Annotated in this window: 26 protein-coding genes; 13 read left to right on the top strand and 13 right to left on the bottom strand. The window is 41.0% G+C overall.

From position 1 onward, the window contains the following. Positions 1 to 65: 65 nt before the first annotated feature. Positions 66 to 1,478 (top strand): MocR-like pyridoxine biosynthesis transcription factor PdxR, encoded by a 1,413-nt coding sequence (pdxR, locus tag SOO65_RS12860; RefSeq protein WP_321390535.1) that lies wholly within the window; start codon positions 66 to 68, stop codon positions 1,476 to 1,478. A gap of 188 nt (positions 1,479 to 1,666) precedes the next feature. Further along, positions 1,667 to 2,095 (top strand): SWIB/MDM2 domain-containing protein, encoded by a 429-nt coding sequence (locus SOO65_RS12855; RefSeq protein ID WP_321390532.1) that lies wholly within the window; start codon positions 1,667 to 1,669, stop codon positions 2,093 to 2,095. Positions 2,096 to 2,145: 50 nt separating this feature from the next. On the opposite strand, the gene SOO65_RS12850 is transcribed toward SOO65_RS12855, so the two are convergent. Both SOO65_RS12850 and SOO65_RS12845 read right to left on the bottom strand, forming a co-directional pair. Beyond that, entirely contained in the window at positions 2,146 to 3,144 is a 999-nt protein-coding gene (locus tag SOO65_RS12850) for a hypothetical protein (RefSeq protein WP_321390529.1), read from the bottom strand. An 87-nt stretch (positions 3,145 to 3,231) separates the two neighbouring features. Beyond that, entirely contained in the window at positions 3,232 to 4,290 is a 1,059-nt protein-coding gene (locus SOO65_RS12845; RefSeq protein WP_321390526.1) for a sensor histidine kinase, read from the bottom strand. Between the two features lie 349 nt (positions 4,291 to 4,639). On the opposite strand from SOO65_RS12845, the gene SOO65_RS12840 reads away from it, so the two are divergent. After that, positions 4,640 to 5,020 (top strand): hypothetical protein, encoded by a 381-nt coding sequence (locus SOO65_RS12840; protein ID WP_321390524.1) that lies wholly within the window; start codon positions 4,640 to 4,642, stop codon positions 5,018 to 5,020. 4 nt (positions 5,021 to 5,024) lie between these two features. Continuing rightward, positions 5,025 to 6,002, top strand: coding sequence for a serine hydrolase domain-containing protein (locus SOO65_RS12835; RefSeq protein ID WP_321390522.1), 978 nt, complete (start codon positions 5,025 to 5,027; stop codon positions 6,000 to 6,002). 27 nt (positions 6,003 to 6,029) lie between these two features. On the opposite strand, the gene SOO65_RS12830 is transcribed toward SOO65_RS12835, so the two are convergent. Both SOO65_RS12830 and SOO65_RS12825 read right to left on the bottom strand, forming a co-directional pair. Continuing rightward, positions 6,030 to 6,608, bottom strand: coding sequence for a hypothetical protein (locus SOO65_RS12830; RefSeq protein WP_321390519.1), 579 nt, complete (start codon positions 6,606 to 6,608; stop codon positions 6,030 to 6,032). A gap of 167 nt (positions 6,609 to 6,775) precedes the next feature. Further along, positions 6,776 to 7,339, bottom strand: a complete 564-nt coding sequence (locus SOO65_RS12825) for a TetR/AcrR family transcriptional regulator (protein ID WP_321390517.1) — start codon at positions 7,337 to 7,339, stop codon at positions 6,776 to 6,778. Between the two features lie 56 nt (positions 7,340 to 7,395). Between SOO65_RS12825 and SOO65_RS12820 the strand changes: the two genes are divergently transcribed. Then, positions 7,396 to 7,971: an NAD(P)H-dependent oxidoreductase gene (locus SOO65_RS12820; protein ID WP_321390515.1), complete on the top strand. Its 576-nt coding sequence runs from the start codon at positions 7,396 to 7,398 to the stop codon at positions 7,969 to 7,971. Positions 7,972 to 7,974: 3 nt separating this feature from the next. Here SOO65_RS12820 and SOO65_RS12815 read toward each other — a convergent pair whose 3' ends face one another. Then, positions 7,975 to 10,017, bottom strand: a complete 2,043-nt coding sequence (locus SOO65_RS12815; RefSeq protein ID WP_321390512.1) for a TonB-dependent receptor — start codon at positions 10,015 to 10,017, stop codon at positions 7,975 to 7,977. Between the two features lie 83 nt (positions 10,018 to 10,100). On the opposite strand from SOO65_RS12815, the gene SOO65_RS12810 reads away from it, so the two are divergent. After that, a complete protein-coding gene (locus SOO65_RS12810; RefSeq protein WP_321390509.1) occupies positions 10,101 to 10,505 on the top strand; it encodes a GNAT family N-acetyltransferase in 405 nt (134 codons plus the stop codon). 28 nt (positions 10,506 to 10,533) lie between these two features. Here SOO65_RS12810 and SOO65_RS12805 read toward each other — a convergent pair whose 3' ends face one another. The 6 genes from SOO65_RS12805 to SOO65_RS12780 form a co-directional block, all read right to left on the bottom strand. After that, complete coding sequence (locus SOO65_RS12805) at positions 10,534 to 11,967, bottom strand: TolC family protein (RefSeq protein WP_321390507.1); 1,434 nt, start codon at positions 11,965 to 11,967, stop codon at positions 10,534 to 10,536. Beyond that, complete coding sequence (locus tag SOO65_RS12800) at positions 11,957 to 15,121, bottom strand: efflux RND transporter permease subunit (RefSeq protein WP_321390504.1); 3,165 nt, start codon at positions 15,119 to 15,121, stop codon at positions 11,957 to 11,959. Before SOO65_RS12800 ends, SOO65_RS12805 begins: the two co-directional genes overlap by 11 nt. A 10-nt stretch (positions 15,122 to 15,131) precedes the next feature. After that, positions 15,132 to 16,232: an efflux RND transporter periplasmic adaptor subunit gene (locus tag SOO65_RS12795; RefSeq protein WP_321390501.1), complete on the bottom strand. Its 1,101-nt coding sequence runs from the start codon at positions 16,230 to 16,232 to the stop codon at positions 15,132 to 15,134. A 64-nt stretch (positions 16,233 to 16,296) separates the two neighbouring features. Continuing rightward, positions 16,297 to 16,590: a hypothetical protein gene (locus tag SOO65_RS12790; RefSeq protein WP_321390499.1), complete on the bottom strand. Its 294-nt coding sequence runs from the start codon at positions 16,588 to 16,590 to the stop codon at positions 16,297 to 16,299. Positions 16,591 to 16,825: 235 nt separating this feature from the next. Continuing rightward, positions 16,826 to 17,299: a YidH family protein gene (locus SOO65_RS12785; protein ID WP_321390491.1), complete on the bottom strand. Its 474-nt coding sequence runs from the start codon at positions 17,297 to 17,299 to the stop codon at positions 16,826 to 16,828. Positions 17,300 to 17,306: 7 nt separating this feature from the next. Beyond that, on the bottom strand, positions 17,307 to 17,669 hold the full coding sequence (locus SOO65_RS12780; RefSeq protein WP_321390489.1) for a DUF1622 domain-containing protein: 363 nt from the start codon (positions 17,667 to 17,669) through the stop codon (positions 17,307 to 17,309). A 127-nt stretch (positions 17,670 to 17,796) separates the two neighbouring features. Here SOO65_RS12780 and SOO65_RS12775 point away from each other — a divergent pair, with 127 nt between their 5' ends. Both SOO65_RS12775 and SOO65_RS12770 read left to right on the top strand, forming a co-directional pair. Beyond that, positions 17,797 to 18,411, top strand: a complete 615-nt coding sequence (locus SOO65_RS12775; protein ID WP_321390488.1) for a hypothetical protein — start codon at positions 17,797 to 17,799, stop codon at positions 18,409 to 18,411. Positions 18,412 to 18,449: 38 nt separating this feature from the next. After that, positions 18,450 to 20,030: a sensor histidine kinase gene (locus SOO65_RS12770; RefSeq protein ID WP_321390485.1), complete on the top strand. Its 1,581-nt coding sequence runs from the start codon at positions 18,450 to 18,452 to the stop codon at positions 20,028 to 20,030. Here SOO65_RS12770 and SOO65_RS12765 read toward each other — a convergent pair. Further along, a complete protein-coding gene (locus tag SOO65_RS12765; RefSeq protein WP_321390479.1) occupies positions 20,027 to 20,890 on the bottom strand; it encodes a LysR family transcriptional regulator in 864 nt (287 codons plus the stop codon). The two genes, SOO65_RS12770 and SOO65_RS12765, sit on opposite strands and share 4 nt — an antisense overlap. Positions 20,891 to 20,983: 93 nt before the next feature. Between SOO65_RS12765 and SOO65_RS12760 the strand changes: the two genes are divergently transcribed. The 5 genes from SOO65_RS12760 to SOO65_RS12740 are packed head-to-tail and all read left to right on the top strand — an operon-like array spanning position 20,984 to position 25,784. Beyond that, positions 20,984 to 22,165 (top strand): cytochrome P450, encoded by a 1,182-nt coding sequence (locus SOO65_RS12760; RefSeq protein WP_407676963.1) that lies wholly within the window; start codon positions 20,984 to 20,986, stop codon positions 22,163 to 22,165. Continuing rightward, positions 22,155 to 22,988 (top strand): isoprenoid biosynthesis enzyme family protein, encoded by an 834-nt coding sequence (locus tag SOO65_RS12755; RefSeq protein WP_321390476.1) that lies wholly within the window; start codon positions 22,155 to 22,157, stop codon positions 22,986 to 22,988. The genes SOO65_RS12760 and SOO65_RS12755 overlap by 11 nt, the downstream gene beginning before the upstream one ends. Next, complete coding sequence (locus SOO65_RS12750) at positions 22,985 to 24,076, top strand: FAD-dependent oxidoreductase (protein WP_321390475.1); 1,092 nt, start codon at positions 22,985 to 22,987, stop codon at positions 24,074 to 24,076. The genes SOO65_RS12755 and SOO65_RS12750 overlap by 4 nt, the downstream gene beginning before the upstream one ends. After that, the gene (locus tag SOO65_RS12745) at positions 24,073 to 24,774 is read left to right on the top strand and encodes a glutathione S-transferase family protein (protein ID WP_321390470.1); all 702 of its coding nucleotides are present in this window, start codon (positions 24,073 to 24,075) and stop codon (positions 24,772 to 24,774) included. The genes SOO65_RS12750 and SOO65_RS12745 overlap by 4 nt, the downstream gene beginning before the upstream one ends. Continuing rightward, a complete protein-coding gene (locus SOO65_RS12740) occupies positions 24,768 to 25,784 on the top strand; it encodes an aromatic ring-hydroxylating oxygenase subunit alpha (protein ID WP_321390466.1) in 1,017 nt (338 codons plus the stop codon). Before SOO65_RS12745 ends, SOO65_RS12740 begins: the two co-directional genes overlap by 7 nt. Here the strand turns inward: SOO65_RS12740 and SOO65_RS12735 are convergent. Next, a complete protein-coding gene (locus SOO65_RS12735; RefSeq protein ID WP_321390463.1) occupies positions 25,722 to 26,855 on the bottom strand; it encodes an MFS transporter in 1,134 nt (377 codons plus the stop codon). The genes SOO65_RS12740 and SOO65_RS12735 overlap by 63 nt on opposite strands. Between the last annotated feature and the right edge of the window lie 8 nt (positions 26,856 to 26,863).

Here is a 26,863-nt window from a genome sequence, read left to right as displayed (position 1 = left end):
CTAATTATAAGTTTTGATGACATACTTAAAAGTGACATGATATTGAAAAATAGGTAGGTCATAAAATGAGAACAAAGACCAATATCGGCTATAAAGACATTTATAATAGAATCAAGAAAAGTATTCAAAACGGCTCACTCAAGCCGGGGAATAAGGTAACTTCTATCAGAAACCTTTCCACTGAACTCAAAGTTGCGAAAAGAACCGTTGAGGCCGCTTACGATATGCTGATTGGTGAAGGTTATCTGGTTACGAAGGGCCCAAAAGGGACAATCGTAAATCCTGATATTGTTATTCCTCAGATAAAGCCAGAAAAAACTTTTCAAGTGCAAGACCCTGAGCTTGTCTCAATAATGAAGATTCGTGATGAAAATGGTCTTTTTAGGTTGGGAACTCCGGCCTTGGATCAATTTCCATATAAGATTTGGCTACTGATTTCTGGAAGAATCATCCGCAAGATGGATCCAGTAGATCTTTTAAATCCACCGGTCACAGGATATCGGCCTTTAAGAGAAGCAATTGCAAATTACATTAATGTCTCTAGAGGAATTAGCTGCTCTCCAGAACAAATTATTATCACGAGTGGATATAAGCATAGCCTGTCTTTGATACTACATACCCTTGCAAAGAAATCTGACAAAGTAGTGTTTGAAGAACCTGGATATATATTTGGTGCGAAATTGCTAAAAAGGATTGTTGATAGGCTCTTTTTTAATCCGGTTGATTCACGTGGTTTGAATATGGATTATTTCAAGAAACATCACAAGGATGCAAAGTTTGTTTTGACCGCACCAACGCACCAAAGTCCTTTAACTGTTTCATTATCGTTGTCCAGGAGACAAGAACTCCTGGCCTGGGCCGAATCAGAAAAATCGTGGATTATTGAAGATGATTACGATGGGGAATTTCATTATAAAAAGAGAGTTATTCCAGCTCTGAAAAGTATAGATGTTAATGATCGGGTGATCTATGTTGGAACTTTTAGTAAAACCATCATGCCGTCAATTCGGACAAGTTATATTGTTGTGCCAGCTTTGACTGTATCAAGTTTCATTGAAAACTCAGAGATATTCGAAACTAGTCAGCCCCTCCTGCAGCAGAAAATTTTGGCAAGTTTTATTCATGAGGGACACTTCTATAAACATCTCAAAAGAATGCGAAGTCTTTACCAGCAGAGAAGAAACTTTGTAATTGGTGCCTTACAGAGGGTTTTCCCAAAAGTTTTCAAGTTCGAGATGACTGACGGAGGAATGCAGTTGGTTGCTTACCTTGAGAAAGGGGATGATGATGTTGGACTCGCAGAGATATGGCAGAAAAACGGTCTGCTTGTCTACCCTCTGTCTAAATGGTTCAGTGGTAAGAAAAAGAGGTATGGATTAATTATTGGATTCACCAATATTACTTCAGAAGAACAAGCAACAGCTGCTTTTAAGAAGGTTTCGAAAGAAACTTATGAATTCTTAGAAGACGATAATTAGGGGCATGAGGGGAGTGGACATTAGTAAAAGTCCCCCTAGGGAACCGCTTTTTGAAAAGATGAACCCAGCAGGGCGGGGAAAAATCAATATTTAGCCAAAAATAATTCATTTTAAGTTTGATCTATGACGAAAAATAGCCAACACTTTAAGTATATCTTTTTAACTAGGTAACAAATCCCGGAGGATTTATGGCTAAGAAAGCAACAAAGAAAGCTACTGCGAAGAAAGCACCTGCAAAGAAAGCTACAGCTAAAAAAGCTGCTGCTCCTAAAAAAGCTACTGCAAAGAAAGCTACAGCTAAAAAAGCTGCTGCTCCTAAGAAAGCTACAGCTAAAAAAGCTGCTGCTCCTAAAAAAGCAAAATCAGCTCGTAAACCAAATGCTGCTTTCATGACAGCATTTACTCCATCTACAGAGCTAGCTGGCGTAATCGGTTCAGCTGCAGTTCCTAGAACTGAAGTTGTTAAGAAGCTTTGGGCTTACATCAAGAAGAACAATCTTCAGAACCCAAAAAACAAAAGAAACATTCTTTGTGACGATAAACTTTCAAAAGTTTTCGGTAAAAAAGAAGTTACTATGTTTGAACTTGCTTCACTAATCGGCAAGCACCTTAAGTAGTCTCTAATTTCTCATAGGGTCCACGGTTTCCGTCCCGTGGGCCCTTGTTCTTATTTATCCTCACAAGAAGACGTCCCAAAGTACTCAGCACCTTTAAAGAATCGTTTCATATACTGATATTTTTCCGGACAACCTTTGTAGAGACGACTTGGGTTATAACGATAGGCCACAGCTGTTTCAGCAAAATCCTCATATGGGTTTTTACTTCCGTATTTGCCTACCATGCAGTTTTTCTTAGATGCAGTCCATTTTTCATCCGAACCTTCCCATCCACTAAGGCTTAGCCATTCCGCGGAAGTATCAAGAGTGCCTTTTTCTGTTAACATGTGAGTGACTTCGTGGAAGATCGTTTGTTGTCTTTCCCAGCTACTAGCCTTGGTCCAAGGGTCATAAACTTGCACATCTGAAGTTGCAAAAGTTCCCGGTCTGAATTCCGGATCCCATTTCCCGCGAGTGTAGCGAGTAAGTTGACGATTTCCACCTGCACCAAGCGGCCCCATGGCGCTAGGGAAATCTTTAAGCGCGATCAGAAGGTCATTCATTTCGCTATCATTGAAACGAGTGGCATTAGGGAAGCTATATTCGGAAGAATTAAATCCAGAGTGAAGAAAGAGATAGCTTAATTGCTTGGCGTATTTGGAACCCCAGATTTTTGTCATGGCACAGGTAACATTGCTGCAGTCCGGGTTAATATTGAAAAGCGTCTGAAAATTTTTGGGATCTTGATAGTTTGTCGTTAGATGCTCAAACATTTTAAGCATTCGAGGATCATCTTTAAGAATAACTCCATTGATGGTTTTCTCTGCGGTCTCTCCCTGACTATGTTCCCTGATGACGTCATCCATATCTTCAATAGACGGAGCACTTACCGTTTTACAAGGAGCTTTCTGCATTTGAACACCGGTCGATGTCCAAAGAGCTAATGGGGCCATGATGGATTTTATTAACGCTTCTTCTGAAGGTAATCCCGGTGGAAGGCATTCTTCATCATGTTCTTCACCAACGTGGGCGAATGTTGCCAATGAGTATTGAATAAGCAGAAATAACATGAGGCATTTCATGAGTTTCTTATCGGAAGAATGATAAATAAAAATAGTGCGTTTTGAGTGTCTTAAGAAGCCAACTGTAAGTGAATGCTACATCATGGGTAGGGCAGGAGCTTGCTGATAAGGTGATGAATCTATGGGAATGTCTATTATAAATGTAGTTCCTGTCTCAGAACTGCTATCAACGCCAATGCTTCCACCATGTGATTCACAAACGGCCCTCACCAACGGTAAACCTAAACCCCATCCTTGAGCGCGCCCCGACTTGGCAGCTTCTGCTCTTCGAAAAACCTGAAAAATGCATTCTCGTTCCTCAAGTGGGATGGGGCTACCTTCATTATGAATGGTCCAAGTCATTCTTCCGAATGTTGTACTGATCTTGATTGTAATTGAAGAATCTTTATCACCGTACTTAATAGCATTTGAAATGAGATTTTCGATGGCCCGTTTTAGATAGCTTCTGTCCCAGAGGCCTTGAACCTTTTCTCCAGTCAGGATCAAACGTTTATTTTTTGCATTGAACTCAATCTCATCCATTACTTCTTCACTAATTTCATATACATCACATTGTTCAAGTTTCAGTTTCAATCTTCCGTTCATATTCACTGAGGTTAGATCGAGAAGGTCTTCAATCATCTGGTTAAGTCGATTCGCGCTATGCTTTATTTTACTCGCTTGTTTTAGAACAGACGGGTCTTGTGATTGCCTCAATAGAATGCCGGACGCCATCGTAATCGAAGAAAGCGGCGTTTTCATATCATGCGATAAAGTTGCCATGTATTGTTCACGTAATCGTTCTTGAACTAATGAAAAAGAAGTTGCTGCTTGCTGAATAGCTTCGTCGATCGAGGCGTGAATTATGGTTATTGCTGTTTTTTCCACCTGCATAGCTTCTTCTAACGTTTCAATTAATACCCATCTCAGTAACTGATATTCTCTGATTAAATGTCTATGGTTGTAAGCTGTAAGGCGCGCCCTTTCACCTCCGTGTTCAGTGGCGATGTTGTTGAATGCATTTGCTGTTGGTTTTATGTGGTTAACTGAAACTGCTTCCGCAATGTTATCTAAAAATGAAGGGAGAGTATCAATCAGTACAGGGGTATCAATGGAGTTTGTTAATGGTACCTCCTCTCGAACTTTTTTTCCCATCTACTCAGGATTTCGTTACGCTTTGAAACAATAAAGCGTCCAAGTTCCGATAGATCTTTGTAGTTTGGATTTTGATCAGTTGAGATACTAATAATTCACCTCACTGCTTTTTTTAGTATTTTCAACAAATAATGCTAATTGATGAACTAAAAATAATCCGAAGATCTAAGAATATCAAAGCAGTCAGAAGTTGGTTTGATGGACTAGCAGTAAGAATAATCACGATTCTAAAGAATTAAATTAAGAATTTCGGTGTATAAGAAAAATTAAGTAAGAAGCTTTTCGCATCTAGATACAATGAATATGAATCAAATTTATACAGGTATGTTTAGTTAAGACAGAGGAAATAATGGATAGAGAAGTTTTTTTAAAAGAGTTTGAGAAACTTGGAGCTTTAGAAAAGGGTGACTTTATCATGATTGAGGAGCATGGCGCTTCTGATGAATGCTCTCTTAAGGGTACTAGGAATGCTTTGAAACATTTTGCCTTTGATATCTTAAAGGGCATTTCAGATGATAATCGTGAGTATGGGGTGAGTGCATATTTCACTGATGAATCCCTGGTTGGGATTGTTTCAATTGAAATTGTTGAATTGAAAGATGGTAAACCTGTAGAGTATATCCAATCTTTTAAAGATAGAATCATTGGTTATCTTTTGATGCTTTTATGGATATCTTTTATTTTGTCAGCGATTCTTGGTTTAGTAACGATATTTAAGCTTATTTTTTAGCCACATGAAAATACTTAATGATCTAAAATTTCTCTTCTCACCTTACGTCGGACCAAGCCTTATCAAAGGGTTGGCCGTAATTGTCGTACATAACAGTAATTCGTTAATCATTTGTCATGGTTCTTCTAATGCTAAATTGAAGACACCGATGTTAGATAATACTTACTTTGAAATCGCTTCGATTACTAAGACATTTGTAGGCATCCTCGTTTCTAAAATGGTTTTAGAAAACAAATTAAGCCTCGATTCAAAACTCTCGTTATATTTTACTGTAGTTCCGGAAGCTCAGGATGTTTCGATTCTTGAATTGATGACCCATACTTCAGGTCTGCCAAGGCTCCCAAGTAATTTGAAACCTACGAATCCCATGAATCCGTATCAGGACTATTCATATAATGATCTTACTAATGAGTTGAAACAGGTTGAGATTGGCCAAAAGCAATACCTGTATTCAAATCTTGGATTTGCGATTCTCGGAAAAATAATTGAAAAGATTTATGGAGATACTTTTTCAAATGTCCTCAGAAAAGAAGTTCTGATACCACTAGAACTTTCTGATATGAGTTTCTCAAATGATTCTCGGCCCATACCTCTGACCAGTGTTCATTCATCTCATTTTCCTAATGTTGAGCCATGGGTATTAGGGGAATTTGAAGCAGCCGGTGGATTGAGGGCCAATATCCTGCAAATGCAAAAGTATTTAATGGCAAATATTTTGCCGGAGAAGACTCCGCTTAAGGAGGCCATTCTTTTTTCACATACAATTTTTCATCAGGCAGATGAATTTCGTGTAGCAATGGCCTGGCACCAAGAAAATATGTCCGGGAATTATTTTCATGAAGGGGGAACCTATGGAAGTAGTAGTTTAATTGAGTTTAATCCTGGGAGTAAAACGGGGATTGTCATTCTCTCTAATACATACACAAGTTTCGAAGAATTTGGACCGGCAATTGAAAGTGCGTATAAACTTTTTGAAAAATAAGGTCCCACTACCGTGGGACCTCAATAACTATGCCTTATTCTTCTTTTCAACTTTTACTGCTACAGCTTCCTTGTAAGTGATATTGATTACATCACCGACTTTTACTTCATTTAAACGTTCTGGATGTCTAACTTTAACAGTTTGTGTGTCACCATCAGCGTTTTTGAAAGTCACTGTGTTTGCTTTTTTATCAATTTTTGAGATTACTACTTTTGCATTAATCTCTCTTGCATTCATCGCAGCTGGCTGTTGACCTGGTTCTGATTTCCAAGTTTCATTGGCCTCCATTGCCTGCTGGGCTTTGCCACCTTTCTCGATAGAGAAAGCTAATGCCTCATAATAAGTCACGTTGACGGTATCACCTTTCTTAATTTCATTTAGTCTTTTGACTTCGTTACCAACCACGAAACTTGTAGTGTCGCCTTTATTTTCTAAAGTGATCCTGCGTGTTTTGTAATCGATGTCTTTTACTTTTGCAGAGGCCTCAACGATCTGTGAAATTTCATCACCCATAGGAACTGCTTTATCGGCAGCAAATGAACTAGGGACTGCAACAATACTTAGAAAGGCGGTAGTGATAAGGACTTTAACGTTTAAATTCTTCATACAAAATTCCTTTTGTTTGCACATCATGAACAAAAGTATGAAGGAATAAAATCTTAATTGAGACTCAATTTCTCCTTATTCTTAGACGACCTTACTTAACGGTTACAATCTCTTGATCGTGAGTTGACTCGTTCCTCACATAATTGGAACGCAGCCCATTCGACTTGTTATCTCAGGATGAAAGTGATGTGATCTGCAAAGGCGTTCTCTGTCTCTTTTTTGGACATTTTTTTATGGAAAAGTTGTCCATTTAAATTTAAATCGCAAAAGCCATGAAGTGATGCCCATACGGAATTGGCCCTTGCCTCAGATGATCCCAATGCTTGTAACAGATACTGAAAAGTCTTTGCACTCGCCTGATTTAAGCTTTCGGTAAGACTTTCATCACCACATTTTAATTCGGGATTGAACATGCAGCGATAGTATTCCGGATGATCAATAGAAAATTCCATGTAGATAAGACAGAGATTATGGAGTTGCTTTTTTTTGTTCTGATTGCCTTCAGAATTGATCTCGAATAGTTCGTTAAGCTTGTTGAATCCAATTTCGGCGATACTTGATAGTAAATCAAGTCTGGACTGGAAGTGACGATAGATGGCCGTATGGCTGACATTTAACTTCGTGGCCACTTCCCGGAGAGTAAATTGAATACTACTTCTTTCTTCTATCAAGAGAAGAGCTTGATTGATGGTGGCCTCTTTTAAGTCCCCGTGATGATAAGCTTTGGCCATATTGATTCCTTTTCGATGTTTACAATTGAAACATATAATGTTACACGTGTAAACATATGAAAAACATTCTCATTGTAAATGGACACCCTAGTAAAACAAGTCTTTCAGGCAAGTTGGCGGAAGCCTATTATGAGGAATCAAATAAAGCTGGCTTTAAGGTAGAAATCATCCATTTGGGAGACCTTGAGTTCGATCCGGTACTACATGAGGGTTATAGAGTTATTCAAGAACTTGAACCGGCCCTTATCGAAGCCCAGGCTCAAATAAAGAGTGCTCACCACATAGTGTTTGTCACTCCGGTTTGGTGGGGAAGTATACCGGCACTGTTTAAAGGATTTATTGATCGGACATTCTTACCTGGATTTGCATTCAAGTACAGAAAGGGAAGTTCACTCTGGGACAAACTCTTGGCGGGCAAGTCCGCGCGACTTATTATATTGTCTGACGGTCCTACTTGGTGGAATAAGTTTGTTTATAAGGATCCGGCCGTCAACATGCTTAAAAAATCGACTCTTGAATTTTCCGGATTCAAAGTAGATGTGACAAAATTTGGCGATATCAAGAATCGAAATGACCAGAGCATCCAGACTTTAATCCATAAGGTTCAAAAACTGGGCACTTCTGGCTCATAACGATTACCAATAATAATTCAGACGCGCACCGAACTCACGCGGAGGGCTCATACGGTGATAGCTCGCTGGATAGTCATTTACGTTTGCCAGGGCAACACCGTTATAAACGCGGTATTCCTGGTTAAAGATGTTTCTGACATACAACTCAAGCAGATAGCTTGAGAAAGTGTACTGAAGGTTTGTATCCATATAAAACTGAGCAGGGGACTTTCTTAGGTTCTCAGCATCCGAGTATGACTCACCGATGTAACGTGCAACCAGAATCCCTTTCCACTTCTCGCTAAAGAATTTCCAGTAAGACGCTTGACCAGTAAAGTTTGCAGCATCCGGGAATTCATTGCCAGTGTAGTTCATGTTGTTGTTCTTGAGGTTCAAGAACTGAGTCTTCACGTAACCAAGGTTAAAACGGAAACTATCATCGTTTTCAAACTCATACGACGTCTCAAATTCAGCACCATAAAGTTCAGCATTGGCCGCGTTTTGAATTTGAGTATCAAGTGTGTTTGAGAACTTTACATCAACCTGCTGATCTCTCCACTTCGTGTAGAAGGCGTTGGCCATCATAATGAAGTTTCTCTTCACGTATTTGTAACTTAGTTCGTAGTTGTCTGTCTTTTCAGGGTCGTAGTTACTAACTGTTCCTCTCCAACGGTTCACTGTTACACCACCGGTGCGGTAACCTTGAGAGTAGAGAGCACCAAGGGAGTAATTTCCATTACGGTAGTTATAAGCAATTTTTGGAAGGGCCACGAAGTTGGTCACATCGTCAGATTCATCCACGTTCTTCACAGAAGAAGCAATTTTAGTTCCGTAATCATTTGTCACTGATTCAAGACGTCCACCTAGATTCAATGAGTGGTGACGATCGAAATCAAATGTAATCGAGTCAAATAGAGCATAAGTTTCACGAACACGGTGATTCTCTTGAATAACCGGAACAACCGTTGGTGCTCCCATTACAAGACCAAAGTCGTAGTCGCTGTTAAGTTCATAACGGTGAAGGTGGATACCAAATACGTTTTTAACTCTCTCAGAGTTATAACGAAGTTGGTTCTCAAGACTTACGAAACTGTCATTCTCATTATCATTTCTTTGTCCCGCAAGATTAGTTGCACGTCCATCAGCATCACTCTTGGTCGTATTCGTTGAACCTGAGTAGGCGAGGATTGTCTTGTTAACAAGTCTCTCGCTTAAGAACTTGTTATAAACCAGAGAGGTCTGGAAGTTATTAGTGATCGAGTTGAAATCCTGATCTTCAAAAACTTTATAGTCCCAAGGGTCATCCCCCTGAACGTATGAGCCACCCTGGTGCATACGAAGAAGTTTAAAGTTAAAGTGAAGCTCATCTTTTGCGCCAACCTGGTAAACCATGTCGCCTGAGAAGTGATCTTTATTTCGTTGTCCCCACTTGTCATTATTATTGGTCGCATTCGTGATGTAACCGTCAGTGTATTCCTTGTTGTAACCAAGTCTCACGGCAAGTTTGTCATTCACTTTTCTGTTGATGAGGAAAGCGCCTTCTTTTCGGCCATAGTTTCCGAGAGCTAATTTGGCAGCTCCTTCGTTCTCTTGATGAGCTTTCGCATGGAAAAGAAGAATGTTACCAGCAAGTGAGTTTACACCTTGAGAAGTCGATTGAGCACCACGAAGCACTTCCACGTTCTGAAGATCCCAGTTCTCAAAACTTCCGGCCTTGAGGGCCAGTCCTGTTTGGAAAACTTCATCAACGAGAACGCTGGCAAGGTTGTCTTTCTGGAAACCAGTTACACCCATGTCTGAAATACCACGAATACTGAATGTGTCGCCGTTTTTATCGGAGGTCGTTTGAACGTTTCCAAGACCATTCAGCATTTGAACAGAGTTTTGAATATCACTACGGTTTAAGCTTTTTGGTTTAAGAACTGAGACACTCTCATTGGTTTCAATGAAAGTACGTTCATCTTTGTTACCTTGAATGGTTTCAACTTCGATTTCATCTAAAGCGTAATCGGCAGCTAGAGTTGTATTAAGAACTGATAGAGACAAAAGAATAAATGCGAATTTCATAGTACCCTAAAAACATGTTGTGTTTTATCGCTCAAACCTTAGTTTGACAGGGTAAACTTGTCAAGATATATATGCCTTTGACTATGCGCTATACCATTGAAAATAAACAACCTTTACCCCAAGAATATTGTGATCTCCGAAAAGTCGCGGGCCTATCTCCCAAGACTCTTGAAGCCGCTGAGATTTCGCTTCCTCGCTCTCTCTTTGCAGTCACTATCCGTGATGGAGAACGTTTGATCGGCATGGGACGAGTGATTGGTGATCTAGGTTGCTTTGTTCAGATCGTAGACATTGCTGTTCATCCGGATTTTCAGGGACAAAAACTTGGAAGAGTCATCATGGAACACGTTATGGAGTTCGTGAAAACCGAATGCCATCGTTGTGCTTTTGTGAATCTCTTCGCAGATGTGGGCTTTCTTTATCAGAAGTTTGGTTTTGTGAATTCTGTAAAATCCCAGGGCATGTATCTAGACTGGTCAAAAGTTTAGGGAGAACATTTCTGTTCTCCCTGTGATGTTAGTAAACTGATTTGTAATTTTCCGAAGTTCCTTTCCAACCGCCACCAAGAGCCTTGTACAGACTTACATAGGCTGTAAGCTGCTTTCTCTTGATATCTACCAATTCCACCTGTGCCTCAAGTGAATCGCGTTGGGTCATCAAGGATTCGATGTAATCCACACGTGCGGCCTTAAAGAGCACGTTAGAAATTTCAATAGATTCATTCAGCGCCTTAACCTGGCTTGATTTTAAATTATATACAGAGTCATAGTTCTTAATCATATTCATCTGATTCACGACCTCAGTGTAGGCCTGGACTAAAGTCTTCTCAAACTCATAGACAGCTTGTACTTGTTTATTGTTGGCCGAAATGTAATCCGCCTTGATGGCCTTACGATTTAAGATGGGGGCCGTTAAGCTGGCGGCCAAACCGTAGAAAATTGAAGTCGGGGTTCCATCGAAGTGTTTCGAGTTGAATTGCTCATACCCATAACTTCCATCAATACTAAGAGACGGATAGAAACGTGCTTTGGCAACATCGACATTCAACTTCGCGGCCTCAAGTTCATAAGACGCTCTTCTTATATCTGGACGATTATCTAATAACTTTGTTGGCACTGAGGTACTGATTTTCGAGAAAGTGATATTAAAGAAGTCTTTTGAGTCACGAGAAATGTCTTGTGGATATCGACCAAGAAGCAGGTTCATCTTGTTTTGAGTAATAATGAGATCTTGTTCAAGTTCAACCTGACGGGCCTTGTTCTTTAAGACCTCTGCATCAAATCTTTTCACAGGGAGAGTTGTTACACGACCCGCCTTCTGTTGAAGGTCAACCATGTCTCTGATCTGGGCAAGAACCTTCACATAGGATTTAACAATCTCGAGTTGATTATCCAGGGCCATAAGCTCGTAATAGGTATTTGCAACTTCCGCAATGAGATTTGTTGTCACATATCTTTTTCCTTCGATACTACCTAGATAAGAGAAGTAAGCTGATTTAGTGGCATTTCTGAGTTTTTTCCAGATATCCACTTCCCAAGACATGGCGATACCCGCGCGGCCGAACTTCGTCTTAGAGTTGGCGTCTTCAGTACTGAATCTTTCGGTCTTTTCAATACCACCATCTACACCAGCATTGAACTTCGGCAGATATTCACCCTGACGTGCCATGATCTCATTGTTGGCGATACTGATCTCTTGCTCAAGAATGCCCAGTTCTTGATTATTCTTTAGGGCAAGCTCAATGAGTGAATCAAGCTGCTTGTCCTTAAAAAATTCGTTCCAGTTTATCTCGGCCGAATTTCCTTCTGTAGAGGCACTCTCACTAGTCGGAAAGGCAGAAGGCAGGGGATTTGCCTTCTTCTTCAGCATGGGCACGGTTGGTGCACATGCCTCCAGGAGAAATAAACCACAAAGTAAAATATGCGATGCTGATTTTAATTTAGTTAACATAATGATGTCCTTCTTCAGTTAAAGGTCTATCATCTTCTTCTTTGATGAGGGTCTTGCCCGCAGCAATTGAACCAAAGACATAGTAAAGACCAGGAACAATGATCACACCGAAGATTGTTCCAAAAAGCATTCCTCCTAAAGCACAAGCACCAATTGTATGGTTGGCCTTTGCTCCCGGACCAGTTGCAATCACAAGTGGAATAAGACCAGCGATAAAAGCAAACGAAGTCATAAGAATCGGACGGAAACGAGCTTTGGCCCCTTCGATGGCCGCATCTAGAACGCTCATGCCCTGTTCTTGCTTTTGTTTTGCGAACTCAACAATAAGAACCGCGTTTTTACCAAGTAGACCCACCAGCATGATGAGACCGATCTGAGCGTAAATATCATTCGCCAGCCCCATGGCCTTCAAGAGGAAGAATGATCCAAACAATCCAGGAGGAAGGGACAAAATCACCGCCAATGGAATGATGAAACTTTCATACTGAGCAGAAAGCACCAGGTACACGAAGATCAACACAACTAGGAAGATGTATACGGCCTCACTTCCTCGGGCCGCTTCATCATAAGTCAAACCTTCCCAGGCGACTTCATATCCGTGTGGAAGATTTTTGGCCTCTTCTTTAACTGCGCTAATAGCATCACCTGTGGTGAAACCATTATTAGGAAGCGCGTTGATGGCACTCGACATATACACGTTGTAACGAGTGATCTCGTTTGGACCTTGGGTCTTCTCCATTGTCACAAATGAAGAGTAGGGAACCATCTCGCCTTTATCGTTTTTGGTATAAAGGTTTAAGATATCAGTGGGAAGACGTCTGAACTCAGGGGCCGCTTGAGCATACACTTTAAAGAATTGGCCGAATCGAATGAAACCCTGTTCATAAGTTGAACCAACCAGAATGTTCAGGTCTTCCATCGCTTTACCGATTGAAACACCTTTTTGCATGGCCACTTTACGATCGAGTTTAAGCTCATACTGAGGGAAGTTAGCTGAGAAGAAGGTGAACACACCAGTGAGCTCTTTTCTTTTTTTGAGATTGGCCATGAACTCTTTATTAATCTCATCGAATTTCTGATAATCACCACTACCGGTTTTATCTAGCATTCGTAGCGAAATACCGCCGGCCGCACCGTAACCCGGAACGGCAGGTGGTTCGAAGTATTCAATTACCGCACCAAAGTCACGAGTCTTCTCTTCCAGTTCTTCCACGATTTCATGAACGGAATGCTTTCTCTTAGACCAGTCTTTTAAACTGATAAGACAGGTACCAGCGTTTGAGCCCTGACCTTCAGTCAGAATTTCGTAACCCGCGAGCGAGGCCACGGAATCCACACCTTCGATGGATTTGGCCACTTTTTGAAGTTTCATCGCCACATCATTGGTCTTCTCAATAGTTGAACCAGGAGGAGTTTGAATGATGGCATAAAGCATACCTTGGTCTTCGTTAGGAACAAACCCAGGAGGAACAAGTGCACTGATGAGAACAATCCCGGCCGTGAAACCACCGATTACAAGGAGTGTGACAAAACGGTTGTGAGTGATACGTTTAAGAAAACTAATATACTTGTCAGTGATTTTCTCAAAGACCACGTTAAAAGCATTAATCATCTTAGTGATAGGATTAATCGATTTGTGTCCACTATGATCATGTGGCTTTAGAATCATGGCGGAGAGTACTGGCGTAAGTGTGAGAGCAACCACACCTGAAAGCACAATTGAACAGGCCATTGTTACTGAGAACTCTCGATAAAACACACCTACAGGTCCTGGCATAAAGGCAACTGGTACGAACACCGCAGTCATGAGGAAAGTAATAGCGATAACCGCACCACTAATTTCGCCCAACACTTCTTTAACCGCTGCAAAAGGTGAGAGATGCTCTTCTGCCATTTTGGCGTGAACTGCTTCAACCACTACGATTGCATCATCCACCACTACCCCAATGGCGAGCACAAGTGCGAACAGGGTGATGAGGTTAATCGTCAGTCCAAAAGACTTCATAAAGAAAAATGCCCCGATGAGAGACACCGGAACTGCAATGGTTGGAATGAGAGTCGACCTCCAGTCTCCAAGGAAGATAAACACCACCAGGGCAACCAGAACGAAGGCCTCAAAAAGGGTATGAATAACTTTATCAATGGAAGCATCAAGGAAGCTTGATACGTCATAGGTAATTTTGTAATCCATTCCTGGTGGGAAGGATTTTTTCAGCTCATTTAGTTTTCCTTTAATCTCGGCAATTACCTCACTGGCATTACTTCCCGCCGTTTGACGGAACATAATGGAGGCAGCTGGATAACCATCTACGTTCGAATAGATGTTATAGAACTCACTATTAAGTTCAATCTTCGCAATGTCCTTCAAATAGAGAACTTCACCATCGGGATTGGCCCGAATGATGACATTTTCATATTGCTCGGGTTTATTGTACTGACCTTCATAAACGAGAACGTATTCAAGTGACTGCGCTGTCTTGCCGGAACTTTGACCGGTTCGACCCGGACGAGCGATCAAACTTTGCTCCTTAATCGCTTCCATCACATCAGCAGTAGAAACCCCGTAAGCACGCATGCGATCAGGATTAAGCCAAATTCTCATGGCGTATTGGCGAGAACCAAGAATACGGGCCTGACCGATACCAGTAATACGTTTTAACTCAGGAAGAAGGAAAACGTTAGAGTAGTTAAAGAGAAACTTCTCATCTGCATTCTTGTCAGTACTATAAAGGTTTACGTACATGAGCATCGAAGGCTGAACTGGTTGCACTACCACTCCTTCTAGTTGCACCAGAGATGGAAGCTTACTCATTACTTGATCAACTCTCGCTTTAACCTGGACCAGGGCCGCATTCGGATCGGTCCCAAGATTGAAGTACACCTGAATCATCGCCTCGCCAGCACTGGTTGAAGCGGACGTGATATATCTCATCCCTTGTACACCGTTGATCGCCTGTTCAAGGGTAATGATAGACGACTTAACAAGAACGTCGGCACTAGAACCTGGGAAGGAGAGTGTAACCACAACACGCGGAGGGGCCACATCTGGGAATTGGGAGACGGGTAAAGATTTAATGGAAAGAATACCTATGAATACGATGATGACCGAGATCACTATCGCAAATACAGGTCTATGTACAAATTTAGCAAACATAAAATCATCCTTAGTTAGCAGCGAGCTCTAAGCTCTTAACAACTTCAGGGACCTGTTGAAATTTAGTCTTAATGGTTTGACCTTTATTGACCTTACCCAGACCTTCAAGAAGGACAGTGTCTTGTTCAGAGAGTCCTGACTTAACAATAAAAAGGTGAGGAACTTCTTTATCGATCTCAATCTCTCTTTGTTGAACAACACCTTTGTCATCCACTACGAACACATATTTTTTATCTAGAACCTCAAAGGTTGCCTTTTGGGGAATAACCAGAGCGTTTTCGATTTTTTCAGTCAAAACAACGTTGCCGGTTTCTCCATGACGAAGAAGACTGTCTGGATTAGCAAAACTCGCACGGAAGGCCACGTTACCAGTTTCATTATCAAAATCCGCTTCGATGGTGTCGATCTTTCCTGGTTGATCATATTCTTTCCCATTGGCGAGAATCAGTTTCACTGTACCAGGGCCGCCAGAGGTTTTTTTGAGGGCCATATAGTTTAGGTAGTCTCTTTCAGAAACGTTGAAATACACCCAAAGCTGACTGATGTCTGAAAGGGTCGTTAAGAGTTCTCCTTCTTCTACCAGACTTCCAAGTCGCACTTTGAAGCGGTCCATATAGCCATCGAAAGGGGCGGTGATCGTAGTGAAGTCCAGATGAGCCTTAGCGAGATCAAGGACTGCTTTCTTCTTCTCGAACTTGGCCTTAGTAAGAGCTAGTTCATTGGCGGAAACAACTTTCTGCTTTGCCAGTTTTTCAGTCTGTTTATACTCAATGTTTGAGATTTCAAATTCTGCCTTGGCCTTATCATATTCGGCCTGCACTAAAAGAGGCATGGTCTGAAACATTTTATCGCCTTTCTTAATCAACTGACCTTCGTCGACAAAAATGTTCTGAAGATAGCCTTTCTCAAAAGATCGAATTTCAATGTGCTGATATGCGCGTATCTGCGCCACATACTGCTGATGAACTTCGACGGTCTTTTTCCACGGCCTAGTCACACTGTAAGTAGAGTCTTCTTTGTGATGGACTTCTTCTTTACAAGAAGCAAAGAACATTAAGCACGCAATTAGAGCAGGAGTGGCAATGCCACCCAAAAATGAACGAGTTTTCATGGAACCTCACGAGTTCAAACGTTATAAATTTAAAACGAATAATAATAAGTTAAAGGAACAGGGACTAAGAAAGAGAAGGTGGCGGATGCGCCATATAGAGCGGGTTCAAAGAAGGATTTGTTTTGTGATAGTGCTCATCCTCAGGATGAACAATAACATAAGCAATAAATTCGGAAGTCGGTTCGATGATCGCTAAGATCTCATGATTCTCAATTGGAAGTGCTGCTTCTGATTCAACTTTAACGATATCAAGAGACGTGGTTACTACAGTTTTAATTCGAGTAATGAATCTTGCATTGGAATAACTTCCAATCAGTAGAGTCGCGAGAATGAAAACAGACAGCAAAAACGTTTTCATAGCTCTAAATTACTCCAAGTGCAATGAGATGCAACTCCTTTTCTGTAATTAAAATTGTAAAATCTTTAAGGGCCTGATTCAGAGGAAGTTATGAATGAAAATTCATGAATTCTTTTTAAGATCATGCGTGTTTAAAATTTTTTTCATGTCAAAAAATGGCAGGTTAAAAAAGATTAAGAGGGGTGCATTCTCCTAACCTGAAATGACTAAGATGAGTGTAGGATGGTTCATAGTACTATCCTTTAAAAACAAACAGCCATAAGACCGTCAACCCTCCCAAAATAATGATGGCGAGAGTTAATATGGTTAGGGAGAGCTTTGGAGAGGTATAAGTGTTGTTTTCAATTTGTTGGCTTACATTTCGGAATCGATATAGGGCCCACATCAAAATAATGACTCCCAATATAACGATTGCTAGGCCAACATACTCTGTTTGATGGAGGAGCCCATGATGAGTAGTCGTTATTTTGTTTTCTCGCAAATAAACACTAAAACGATTGAGTGTGATTCCAAATGTCATGAGAGATAAAGATGTACGAAGGTAAGAAAGATGCGTTCTTTCATTAGACATATGTGAGCGAGCGTCTGAAAGAATTGTTCTACGCTTTGACATTTCTGTTCTATGGGTTGAGAGTTGAAATAAGGCCTCATCAGGGTTTTGTCCCTTTATTTCATCTCTCCAATGCTTTGGTAATTCTGAATATTCCATATAAAACCTATTGGCGGGCCTCGGAGTGCTTAACTTGGTCCTCTTTTACACTCAACGTCTCTTTGCTTAAAAAGTAATTTAATGAGGTTCTGATAGCGGCAACTGCTGCCAATTTTCCAATTTCTTCAAAAGAAGGGGCAACGGCAGTTCGTAGTAAATCTGAGGCCAACTGAAATTCCAGGCCCAAGGCCAGAAATCTTCCAAGATTAATTCGAATGCCTAGGAAGGTATATTTTGAATTGGGTCGAAGTCCCAATAGGGCATATTGAAAAAAACAGATAAGGGTTCCGGTGAAAATGACAATCGTAGCACCGGCCTCGGTCAGCCTTACTAGATACGAAACGACGGTTCGGAGTAAGTCTTCGTCCATGAGACACCTCTCAACTACTGTGAGCGTGTAAATGGTAAAGAGCAAGAACCTTTGCACTAATTATTAGACTGAAACTATTTCCTCATGAATTATGTATCAAAAAATTCATGATTCGATACAATCTTAAGTGTTCATTGTCGAAGTGGAGTCACTCATGATGCTGGCAGAGCTAGTAGAATTTATTCATCAACGTAATCCGAATATCAATGATAGAATTTTTCATTTGAATGATGGGGACAATTCTCAGGTCTTCAGGAACGCATTCGGCGTAGACTTAGATCAAACCGAGCATGGGGCGATTTTCAACCGCTTTGCGACTCAGCATTATCAGGCCGGGGTCGGTTTTGTTCTGCCATATAAGGATCAGGTCGCTATATTTATCCATCCTGATGCTAATGAAGAGATACATCTCCATGAGAAACTTCATTTTCACTTCAAAATGTATCAAGCAGATCGAGAGAGATTGCTGAATGCCATCGGTTATCTGGCAGCGGCGGACTACGGAATTATTAATAACGTTTTAATCAATTCTGATCGCTACCAACGTGGCAGTGAACGTTTAGCGGAAGAAGTGATCGTTAAAACCCTCAACATGGATTTCACTCACCACCGATATTTGGGAGAAATGATGCAAAAGTCTTCCATGCTACTGGCACAGAAACATCTGACTAAGCTTCTTATTCATGAACAAACTCCCACTTGGTATGAAAAATTAATCATGTTTTTCCATTCAAAGAGGTAACTTTTTAAATAATTCTTTAAAATTACCTTAAGGATACCTTGAGTCGATTTTTTTCTATTGTCTATGTCACAGCGCTCGTGAGACTCAAGGGATATAAGGCAGAAGAAATCATAGGTCAGCATTTCTCAAAGTTCTATACTTTCGCCGCCAATCAGAGAAAACATCCTCAATACGAATTAAAAATTGCTAAAGAGCAAGGCCGTTATGAAGAAGAGGGCTGGAGAGTTAAAAAAGACGGTTCTGAATTCTGGGCCCAAGTTACTATAACACGTGTAACAGACGATAAAGGTAATCACATCGGTTTTGCCAAAGTGACTCGAGATTTAACCGAAAGAAAAATAAATGAAGACGCTCTGGTTAGGGCAAATAAAGAATTAGAAATTCGTGTTGAACAAAGAACCCAAGAGCTCAGAATGCTCATGGAAGAAATTTTAACTGCCCAGGCCCTGATTGCAGGGGCTCAACATGATCGTGAAAAAGTCATGCAGACCATTTGTGATCTCATTACTACGATTGCTCGTGCAGACGGCGCACTTGTTGTTATGCCCGAAGGAACCAATCTGACGGTTAAGGCCGTAAGCGGTAAGATCACTAGCTTTCTCGATCTTAAGGTCCCCATCACAGGTAGTCTTGTGGGTTCTGCCTTTAAGACTGGTAAAATTCAACGGGCCGATGATGTCTCTAATGATCCTCGAGTTGATCCTACTTCTACTCAAGCGACGGGTGTCAGATCTGCGATGGCACTCCCACTAGGATATCAATCCAAAAATATTGGCGTAATTTCAGTTATCAGTTTTAAACCTCATGCATTTACGGCCCGTGAAGAAAGAATTCTAGAATTAATGGCAGGATTTTTATCAGCGGCCATTTCACATGCTGATGACTATCATGAGTTAGAAGAAGAAAGACTTCTCATCCAAAACTTCATAGCCACTTTGTCTCACGACTTAAGAAATCCTCTTACCGCCGCTAAAGCAAGTGCTCAAATGATGGCACGCTATGGGGAGCAACCTGATGTTCGACTTCGAACGAGTGGCCGAATTGTAGATAGTATTGACCGCGCTGACCGCATGATCAAAGATCTTTTGGATGTGAGTGCGATGCGCTCGGGTCAACCTCTTGCAATGAAATTTGCGGAGTGTGACTTAAGAGCAATTTCAATGGCAGCATTTGAAGAGCTTTCATCGGTACATGGTGATCGCTTTGTTCTGGATTCTCCGGATAAAGTTATTGGGATTTGGAATTGTGACGCTCTTAGAAGAATTCTTGATAACTTGCTCACGAATGCGGTTAAGTATGGTGATCCTATAGAAAATATCTACGTTCAAATCATTCAGTCCGATCATCATGTCATTCTACATGTACACAACAGTGGCAAGGGAATTCCAAGCAATATGCTGAAGACCCTGTTTGAACCATTTAGAAGAGCTGAGAATGCACTCACAAGCGGGAAGAAAGGCTGGGGGCTTGGTCTCTCACTAGTAAAAGGTATCGTTGAGGCACATCACGGTAAAATCGAAGTTGAAAGTAGTGACGCCAAAGGAACGACCTTCACAATTATTCTTCCGAATGGCGTGAGCATTTCTGACGATCATAAATCCGAAAGAAGAAATTACTAAATCGCTCGCAACGCTTTGGCAATTTGCCTATGTAATTTAGAGTCTTCGTTATTCGTCTTATGAACCAGGTAAACTGGCTGAAGTCTGTCTTTAACAGGAATCGGACTTTGGATTTCATGCAGACGATATTCTGCCAGTAACATTTCGTTATGGGCATCCACTACAAATGAAGGAAGATAGGCAACAGCATGTCCTCGGCGACATAACTCAAGCGCTGATTCCATAAGTGTCACTCGGTAAGAAATTTTTCGAGGAATTTTGTGATCTGGCCAGCCATCTAGGCCCGTGACTTTTGTAGGCGCGCCTTCTACTGGATCCAAGGGAACCACAAATGGTAACTCGTTAAGCGACTTATTAAGTAGTTCCTTTCTGCCATAAACGGCCATCTTCACTTTTGTAACTTCAGTCAGATCAAGTCCCGCTTTAGGAATAGGTAAATACGTTATTCCAATATCAATTTCATTTTTTAATAGAGCGTCTTCCATCTTCCCGGGACGTAACTCAAAAAGTTCCAAATTTTTGAAATCCACGGTATTAGCTAAATGCTTTAAGAAATAAGTGGAGAAGACTTCGAATGTTCCAATTCGGGTTGGTTCGGCAATTTCCTTGCGACGAACCTTTTCTCCCACTTGCAGCCATTGAGTGAGAAGACCCTTGGTTTCTGCTCTCAGGGCAAGTCCCGAAGCTGTGAGTTTCAGTCCTCGACCTTCAGGCTCTATGAGCTTCATTCCTAATTCTGATTCAAGTTGTTTGAGCGCCTTTGACAAGGCAGGTTGTGAAATATGCAGGACCTCTGAGGCCCTGACTAAGGATCCAGTTTCTGCAAAGACATTAAAGTAGCGAATTCGATCTATATCCATAGGTTAATAAAGTATGACATTAATTCACTTTTAGTCAACTGTCTTGGTTGTTAAAACTATCCTATGAAAAGTTTTACCAATTTAAAGAAATTCATGAAAAATCCCGTTCTTTTTTTGGATGAATGCTTCACTGAAGGCCTGCAAGACATTCAAACGGTTAGAATAGGCCCTAAGATCTTTCACTTGATTTTTGACCCCGATCTGGCGCAAAAGATTTTGATTTCCGAGTCGGAGGTTTTTGTTCAAAACAGATCTATCTTCGATCGAATCAAGCCAATCACTGGCGACAAAGGGTTGGTTCAGTTAAACGGTGATGAGTCTAGATTAAACCGCCGTAAGGTCAGACCAATGCTACTTCCATCGAACATGGAAGAAATGAAGAAGATCGTTTTAAAAAATACAAATGAAGCCATTGAAAACCTCCGACCGGGGTCCTTTATCGATATATCCGACTTTATGGCAGATTTGGTTTTACGTAATGCTTTCGGAATGTTTTTAGGAATAGACATTAAACAGGGTGCCCAGGACATTGTCTCAGAATATAAGACCCTTAATCAGCTTTGTGGAAATAGAATGGTTTCTATGTTGCCGCTTCCACTGATCATTCCGACACCCACCAATTTGTTAATTAGAAGATTGAGAAAGTCTTTACGCTCTAAAATACAAAATACTTTGAAGAATAAACTTCCAACAACTACGAATGTACACAAGATATTTTTTGAGGATGAAACATTAATTGACCAATGTATGACATTCTTGTTCGCGGGCCATGAAACTACCGCCTCTTCTTTGGCCTTTACATTTCTCTTGCTTGCAAATCATCCCCAATATATGAGGCAAATTAAAGAAGGTGATGAGGAGATTGCTCATCATGTTTATATGGAGGCGCTTAGGCTTTTTCCTCCTGCCTATATGCTTGCAAGGGAGGCGAGTAAGGGGACTAATTTGAACGGAGTAAAAATTAATAAAGGTGATCAGGTCCTGATAGGGATTAAACAGATTCACCATCACCCCAAGTTTCACTCGAACCCCGGGACATTTTCTCCTGAGAGATTTCAAGCAAACGTGAAGTCTTTTCTTCCTTTTGGTCTGGGGCCGAAGAATTGCATTGGGGAAAAGGTGGCCTACATGGAGGCAGAAATCATCATTAAGTGCTTTTGTGAAAGAGTTCAGTTTGGGATTTTCGATTCCCAAATTGAATATCGTCCTCTTGTGACTTTACATCCTAAGTCTAATCAGCTTTTAAAAATTCGTGACGTGATTTATGGACAATAAAATTCAACTATTGATCCAAAAATACCAAAAGATCTTCAACCATCGAGATTCGAGACTCTTTACCGAGTTTTTAGTAAAAGGCTACAAAGATACAACTCTGAGTTCAGCGGATGAGGATAAAATAGATGATGTTCTCTATGCAAAATTTTGCTTAGGGACAATCATCACAATTTATGATGATCTGGCCGATAATCCTTCTTTTTATAATCCAAAACTTTTAAAGGATCTGTACCGCTTAAATCTCATGGATGTCTATTATCCAGATCAGATTAGTCCCACTCATGACTTGGTTATACATCTCTTCCGTGAAATGCGAGAGACTCTGGCCCGCTTCCCTCGCTATAACGAATTTCGTGACGTTTTAAATTTCGACATAAAGCATGTTTTTCTGGCCAATCAATATTCAGAGATGATGACAGCTCGGCCTTCAATTAGAAACCTCTCAGAGGGGAAATTATTTGGTCCTTATAACATGGGTATGGTGGCCGCTGGAATGATTGATTTAATGGCCTCCAGCGATCTTACAATTCAAGAGTTGGGTAAAATGAGAGAGATATTCATCGATGGCCAAAGAGTGGGGCGAATTGGAAATCTTCTTGCCACATATAAGCGTGAAAAGGGCGAAGGAGATGTGACCAATGAAATGTTTTTTCATCCCATGGGTATTGAAATCGCTATGACTGAGTTGATGGATGAATTAGAGGAGAAGCTCACGAAGCTGTCAAATCGCATTCTGGACGTGAAAACTTTCGATATTAAATCCTATGTTTCCGGTCTGAATGATCTGTTTAGACTTCATACTGTTATGGAAGGAATTATATGAAAACTGCGGTAATTGTAGGGAGTGGCTTTGCTGGAATTGCTGCTGCCAAAGTTCTTGCTAAAAGATTTGATTTGGTCAGAGTCATTGAAGGGGACATCCCCGCTCAGTCCTTTCATCTGCATGTTTTGCTTCAGGCCGGTCAAGAAGCGTTGGAGAGAATTTTTCCAGGAATTAAAGAACGACTTAGTAAGGCCGGTTGCCCAGAGATTGACTGGTCACTTGATACCCAGTGGGAAAATCATGATGGAGAGTTTCCAAGATATGCTTCATCAGTGCGGGCCCTCTCAATGAGCCGACTCCTTCTTGCGAGAACCATGAGATGCATGATCACAGAAAATAACGTTGAGTTTATTAAGGGTAAAGTAAGTTATCTAAGTCAATTACAGGGAGACCTTATTGTCATAGCAGGAGGTCAAAATCTTCCTCTTGATCGTTTTTTGCAATTGGATGTTCCGTCTGAAAAACAAGAGATTAATCTGACTTACCGGAGTTATGTATTTTTCCGTAACGACCTGAACCTTAATGAGACGGGCCAGTATTATTATCAAATAGATCCTTCAGTTAATCGAATGGGGGGTGTGATTAGTCCGATTGAAGATGGGAAAATCATAGTTACATTGATTGAGTATGAACATGAGTATAGTGAATGTAGGGAGCTAAGTGACTTTTTAAGGAAGGCCAGGGAGATTCCATCAGATAACTTTATAAAAATCATTGGGTCGGCGGTCCCTTGCGCTGGGCCCTATTTCTTCAGGAAGAAAGACATTCACCGTCGACTGTTGCCTTGTCTTCCTTCCAATGTGGTCGTTTTGGGAGACGCAGTTATGTCACTTAACCCTGTGTTTGGGCAAGGGATGACTGTTGCTCTTCAGCAGGTGGAATTACTTCAAAAAAATATAAGCACTGATGAATTTCAAGATGAATGCCGCCTCTTAGGAAATCTTCCCTATCAACTTTCTCGTTATGGCTCTCAAGACAAGGGGCTTGGGAAAGAATTGCTAAAAGGTTATTTAAAACTCTGCCAGTCTTATAAATTTTTTCATCATTTATTTCTAAAGCAACTTCACACTTTAAAGGTTTTCCCATGATCGTTCTTCATCAATATCCGCCTTCCTTTAAACTTCCAAGTCTGAGCCCATTCTGTATCAAGGTAGAGTTTTTTCTTAAACTTGCTAAGCTGCCGTATAAGGTTCATGTAGAAAGAAACCCTTCCAGAGGGCCAAAAGGTAAAATGCCCTTTATAGAGGATGGAAAGATAATTGCGGACTCCAGTTATATTTTGGATCATCTCGTTAAAAATTATCATCTTTTTCATTTGGAAATTCAGTGCCCACTACAAAAGGCCCAGTCGTTGGCATTCAAAACGATGATCGAGGAAAGTCTCTATTTTGTTCTGCTTTATTCAAGATGGATTGATCCGGAAGGGTATATAGTCATTGAAAATGAATTTGTACCTCTACTTCCGCCCTTAATAGGAAGACCATTTTTGACCTATCTAAAGAAAAACCTTACGAAACAAGCATACGAACAAGGAATGGGAAGACATACAAAAGACGAGGTCTATGAAATAGGCGCTAAACACTTAATGGCCCTCTCCTTACTCCTTGGTGAGAAAGAACATTTTTTTGAGGACAAAATTTCAGTCTTCGATGCAACAGCCTATTCTTTTTTGGCCACCATCCTGAAGCAACCCATTGAATCACCGCTGAAGCATGAACTTATGAGAAGAAGTAATCTTTGCCATTATGTTCAAAGACTCGATAAGGCCATGGAGTTTACATGTTAGTCGAGTTGAAAAGTGGACTTTTAGAGCATATGAAAAAGCAGAAGGAAGATCCTCATTTACCTCGAAATTTTTCTCTGCCTACTTCAAATTACTACTCCTTCGAAATTTTCGACAAAGAAATGGCCGCACTTAAGAATACTTTTCAAATACACGGACCAGAGTCTGAGTTTCTGAAAAATAGCAAAGGACAGTTCTTTAAAAATTCTTGTCCTCATCGTGGGGCCAGGTTAGCGATTAAGGGAGATGAATTCGTTTGCTCTTATCATGGGTGGTCTTTTGATCAGGAAGGACTCCTTAAATCCTCCACTGGACACATATGTCCTTACAAACCTGGAAGTTTAAGACTGCTAACGATGGATTCGATAACTTTGGGTGGAATGGCCTATACGGGTGAGAAACCGGAATTTTTTGAAGAAATAACAGTTCTTTCTAAAACATCGGAGTTTTTGGAAAAACGAGATTTTGAAATAAAAAGTAACTGGAAGTTCCTGGTGGAGTCTCTACTTGAGACGTATCATTTTCCCTTTGCCCATCATTCTATCCTCGGTAATTTTGAAAATGCTTATTTTTCAATGAATGAACGGAGAGGAAATAATTCTAGAACAATGGTTCCTTTGAATGACTTGAATTCTTCAAGAGATGAAGAAAATTTGAAAGGGATCAATATTATGTATTTCATTTTTCCCTTTGCCTTTGCGCTTTTTATGAACTCAGGATTTGTCTGGTTTATTATTGAGCCTCTGACAGTGGATAAGTCAATCCTAAGGACCTACTTGTTTTCATATGGAAACGATAGAACCACCGCTATTCAGAGCTTAGAAATTTTGGACAAGATCTTGCATCAAGATTTTGATGTTCTTGAAGGTCAACAGGCAAATGCCACGGTTTTTAAGCGTCACTTTCTAACCGGCCATGAGGACCTTATCAGAATGTTTCATGAAAACTTGTCAATTTCTCTTTCCAGACAAGACTGCAATAGACAGACCCATGATCGCAATTACAGTGAATGAGATTCTTAAGCTAGATGCCCCTGCAATCCATCCAATAAGGGGAGGACCAAGAAGGAATCCAAAAAAGCCAATAGTTGAAACGGAGGCGATGGCGGAACTTGGTGAAAGAGGAGAGGTTTTCCCCGCTTCACTTAGAACCATTGGAACTACCGCTGAAACTCCAGAGCCCACTAAAAGAAACCCAATCAGTGAAGGTACAAGGTAAGGGAAGATAACCGAGATCATAAGACCTGTGGCTATGAGAAATCCACTGACGAGAAGAGTTTTCTTCATACCAAATTTTTCTCTGAAGCCGTCTGCAATGAATCGGGTACCGGCCATAGTCGACATGAATGCCACGTAACCCGCACCTACCCAACCACCTTCAGCGTTTACGACTTTCTTGAAATAGATTCCGCTCCAGTCAAACATCGCGCCTTCACAGATCATAGAGAGAAAGCAAATAACTCCTAGGATGAGAAGAGACTTTTCAGGCAATTTGAAAAGACTGGTTGATGTACCGGACTTGTTCGACCGATCGGGCAGAAGATTAGATGACGCCATGAAGGCCATAATGAAGATGGCCGCGAAGATGAACAGAAAGTGTTGATAAGGAACGTATTGGCCTTCGATCATGAAGGCACCGATAAATGCCGCCACAAATCCTGCCAGACTCCAAAGTCCATGCATTGATGCCATAATTGAGCGACCGTAGATCGTCTCGATCTCAACTGCCTGAGTATTAAGTGAAATGTTCACCAGATTACTCGCAAGACCAAATAGCACTAACAAAATTGAGAGCTGCCAAACAGTTTGGGCGAGGCCCAAAGTTACAAGCAGTGTTGGATAAATGAGAATTGCGCTGAAGAGAACTTTCTTACTGCCAAATTTTGAAACAAAGGCCGCGGCCAGTGCCATAGAAAGAATGGAGCCAACTGGGAGAGTTAAAAGAAGTGTCCCGAGTTGCGCCTCAGAAAGTGAATGCATTTCTTGTATGGCCGGAATTCGCGATCCCCAAGATGAGAAACAAAGACCGTGAAGGAAGAACATACAGCTGATGGCCCAGCGGGAGCGAGTTTTATCCGAAATCATGGGCCGTA

The organism is Peredibacter starrii (genome assembly GCF_034259205.1).
In the GTDB taxonomy this organism is placed as follows: domain Bacteria; phylum Bdellovibrionota; class Bacteriovoracia; order Bacteriovoracales; family Bacteriovoracaceae; genus Peredibacter; species Peredibacter starrii.
The sequence above is the reverse complement of the archived record's forward strand: the minus strand, read 5'-3'. Positions and strand labels throughout refer to the sequence as shown.

Bases quoted from the DNA above. Each gene is read 5' to 3' on its own strand.
- SOO65_RS12850 (WP_321390529.1), bottom strand. From the start codon at position 3,144: ATGTTATTTCTGCTTATTCAATACTCATTGGCAACATTCGCCCACGTT.
- SOO65_RS12820 (WP_321390515.1), top strand. From the start codon at position 7,396: ATGAAAAACATTCTCATTGTAAATGGACACCCTAGTAAAACAAGTCTT.
- pdxR (WP_321390535.1), top strand. From the start codon at position 66: ATGAGAACAAAGACCAATATCGGCTATAAAGACATTTATAATAGAATC.
- SOO65_RS12785 (WP_321390491.1), bottom strand. From the start codon at position 17,299: ATGGAATATTCAGAATTACCAAAGCATTGGAGAGATGAAATAAAGGGA.
- SOO65_RS12825 (WP_321390517.1), bottom strand. From the start codon at position 7,339: ATGGCCAAAGCTTATCATCACGGGGACTTAAAAGAGGCCACCATCAAT.
- SOO65_RS12835 (WP_321390522.1), top strand. From the start codon at position 5,025: ATGAAAATACTTAATGATCTAAAATTTCTCTTCTCACCTTACGTCGGA.
- SOO65_RS12760 (WP_407676963.1), top strand. From the start codon at position 20,984: ATGAAAAATCCCGTTCTTTTTTTGGATGAATGCTTCACTGAAGGCCTG.
- SOO65_RS12735 (WP_321390463.1), bottom strand. From the start codon at position 26,855: ATGATTTCGGATAAAACTCGCTCCCGCTGGGCCATCAGCTGTATGTTC.
- SOO65_RS12750 (WP_321390475.1), top strand. From the start codon at position 22,985: ATGAAAACTGCGGTAATTGTAGGGAGTGGCTTTGCTGGAATTGCTGCT.
- SOO65_RS12810 (WP_321390509.1), top strand. From the start codon at position 10,101: ATGCGCTATACCATTGAAAATAAACAACCTTTACCCCAAGAATATTGT.
- SOO65_RS12830 (WP_321390519.1), bottom strand. From the start codon at position 6,608: ATGAAGAATTTAAACGTTAAAGTCCTTATCACTACCGCCTTTCTAAGT.
- SOO65_RS12840 (WP_321390524.1), top strand. From the start codon at position 4,640: ATGGATAGAGAAGTTTTTTTAAAAGAGTTTGAGAAACTTGGAGCTTTA.
- SOO65_RS12765 (WP_321390479.1), bottom strand. From the start codon at position 20,890: ATGGATATAGATCGAATTCGCTACTTTAATGTCTTTGCAGAAACTGGA.
- SOO65_RS12745 (WP_321390470.1), top strand. From the start codon at position 24,073: ATGATCGTTCTTCATCAATATCCGCCTTCCTTTAAACTTCCAAGTCTG.
- SOO65_RS12815 (WP_321390512.1), bottom strand. From the start codon at position 10,017: ATGAAATTCGCATTTATTCTTTTGTCTCTATCAGTTCTTAATACAACT.
- SOO65_RS12805 (WP_321390507.1), bottom strand. From the start codon at position 11,967: ATGTTAACTAAATTAAAATCAGCATCGCATATTTTACTTTGTGGTTTA.
- SOO65_RS12755 (WP_321390476.1), top strand. From the start codon at position 22,155: ATGGACAATAAAATTCAACTATTGATCCAAAAATACCAAAAGATCTTC.
- SOO65_RS12740 (WP_321390466.1), top strand. From the start codon at position 24,768: ATGTTAGTCGAGTTGAAAAGTGGACTTTTAGAGCATATGAAAAAGCAG.
- SOO65_RS12800 (WP_321390504.1), bottom strand. From the start codon at position 15,121: ATGTTTGCTAAATTTGTACATAGACCTGTATTTGCGATAGTGATCTCG.
- SOO65_RS12795 (WP_321390501.1), bottom strand. From the start codon at position 16,232: ATGAAAACTCGTTCATTTTTGGGTGGCATTGCCACTCCTGCTCTAATT.
- SOO65_RS12780 (WP_321390489.1), bottom strand. From the start codon at position 17,669: ATGGACGAAGACTTACTCCGAACCGTCGTTTCGTATCTAGTAAGGCTG.
- SOO65_RS12845 (WP_321390526.1), bottom strand. From the start codon at position 4,290: ATGGGAAAAAAAGTTCGAGAGGAGGTACCATTAACAAACTCCATTGAT.
- SOO65_RS12855 (WP_321390532.1), top strand. From the start codon at position 1,667: ATGGCTAAGAAAGCAACAAAGAAAGCTACTGCGAAGAAAGCACCTGCA.
- SOO65_RS12790 (WP_321390499.1), bottom strand. From the start codon at position 16,590: ATGAAAACGTTTTTGCTGTCTGTTTTCATTCTCGCGACTCTACTGATT.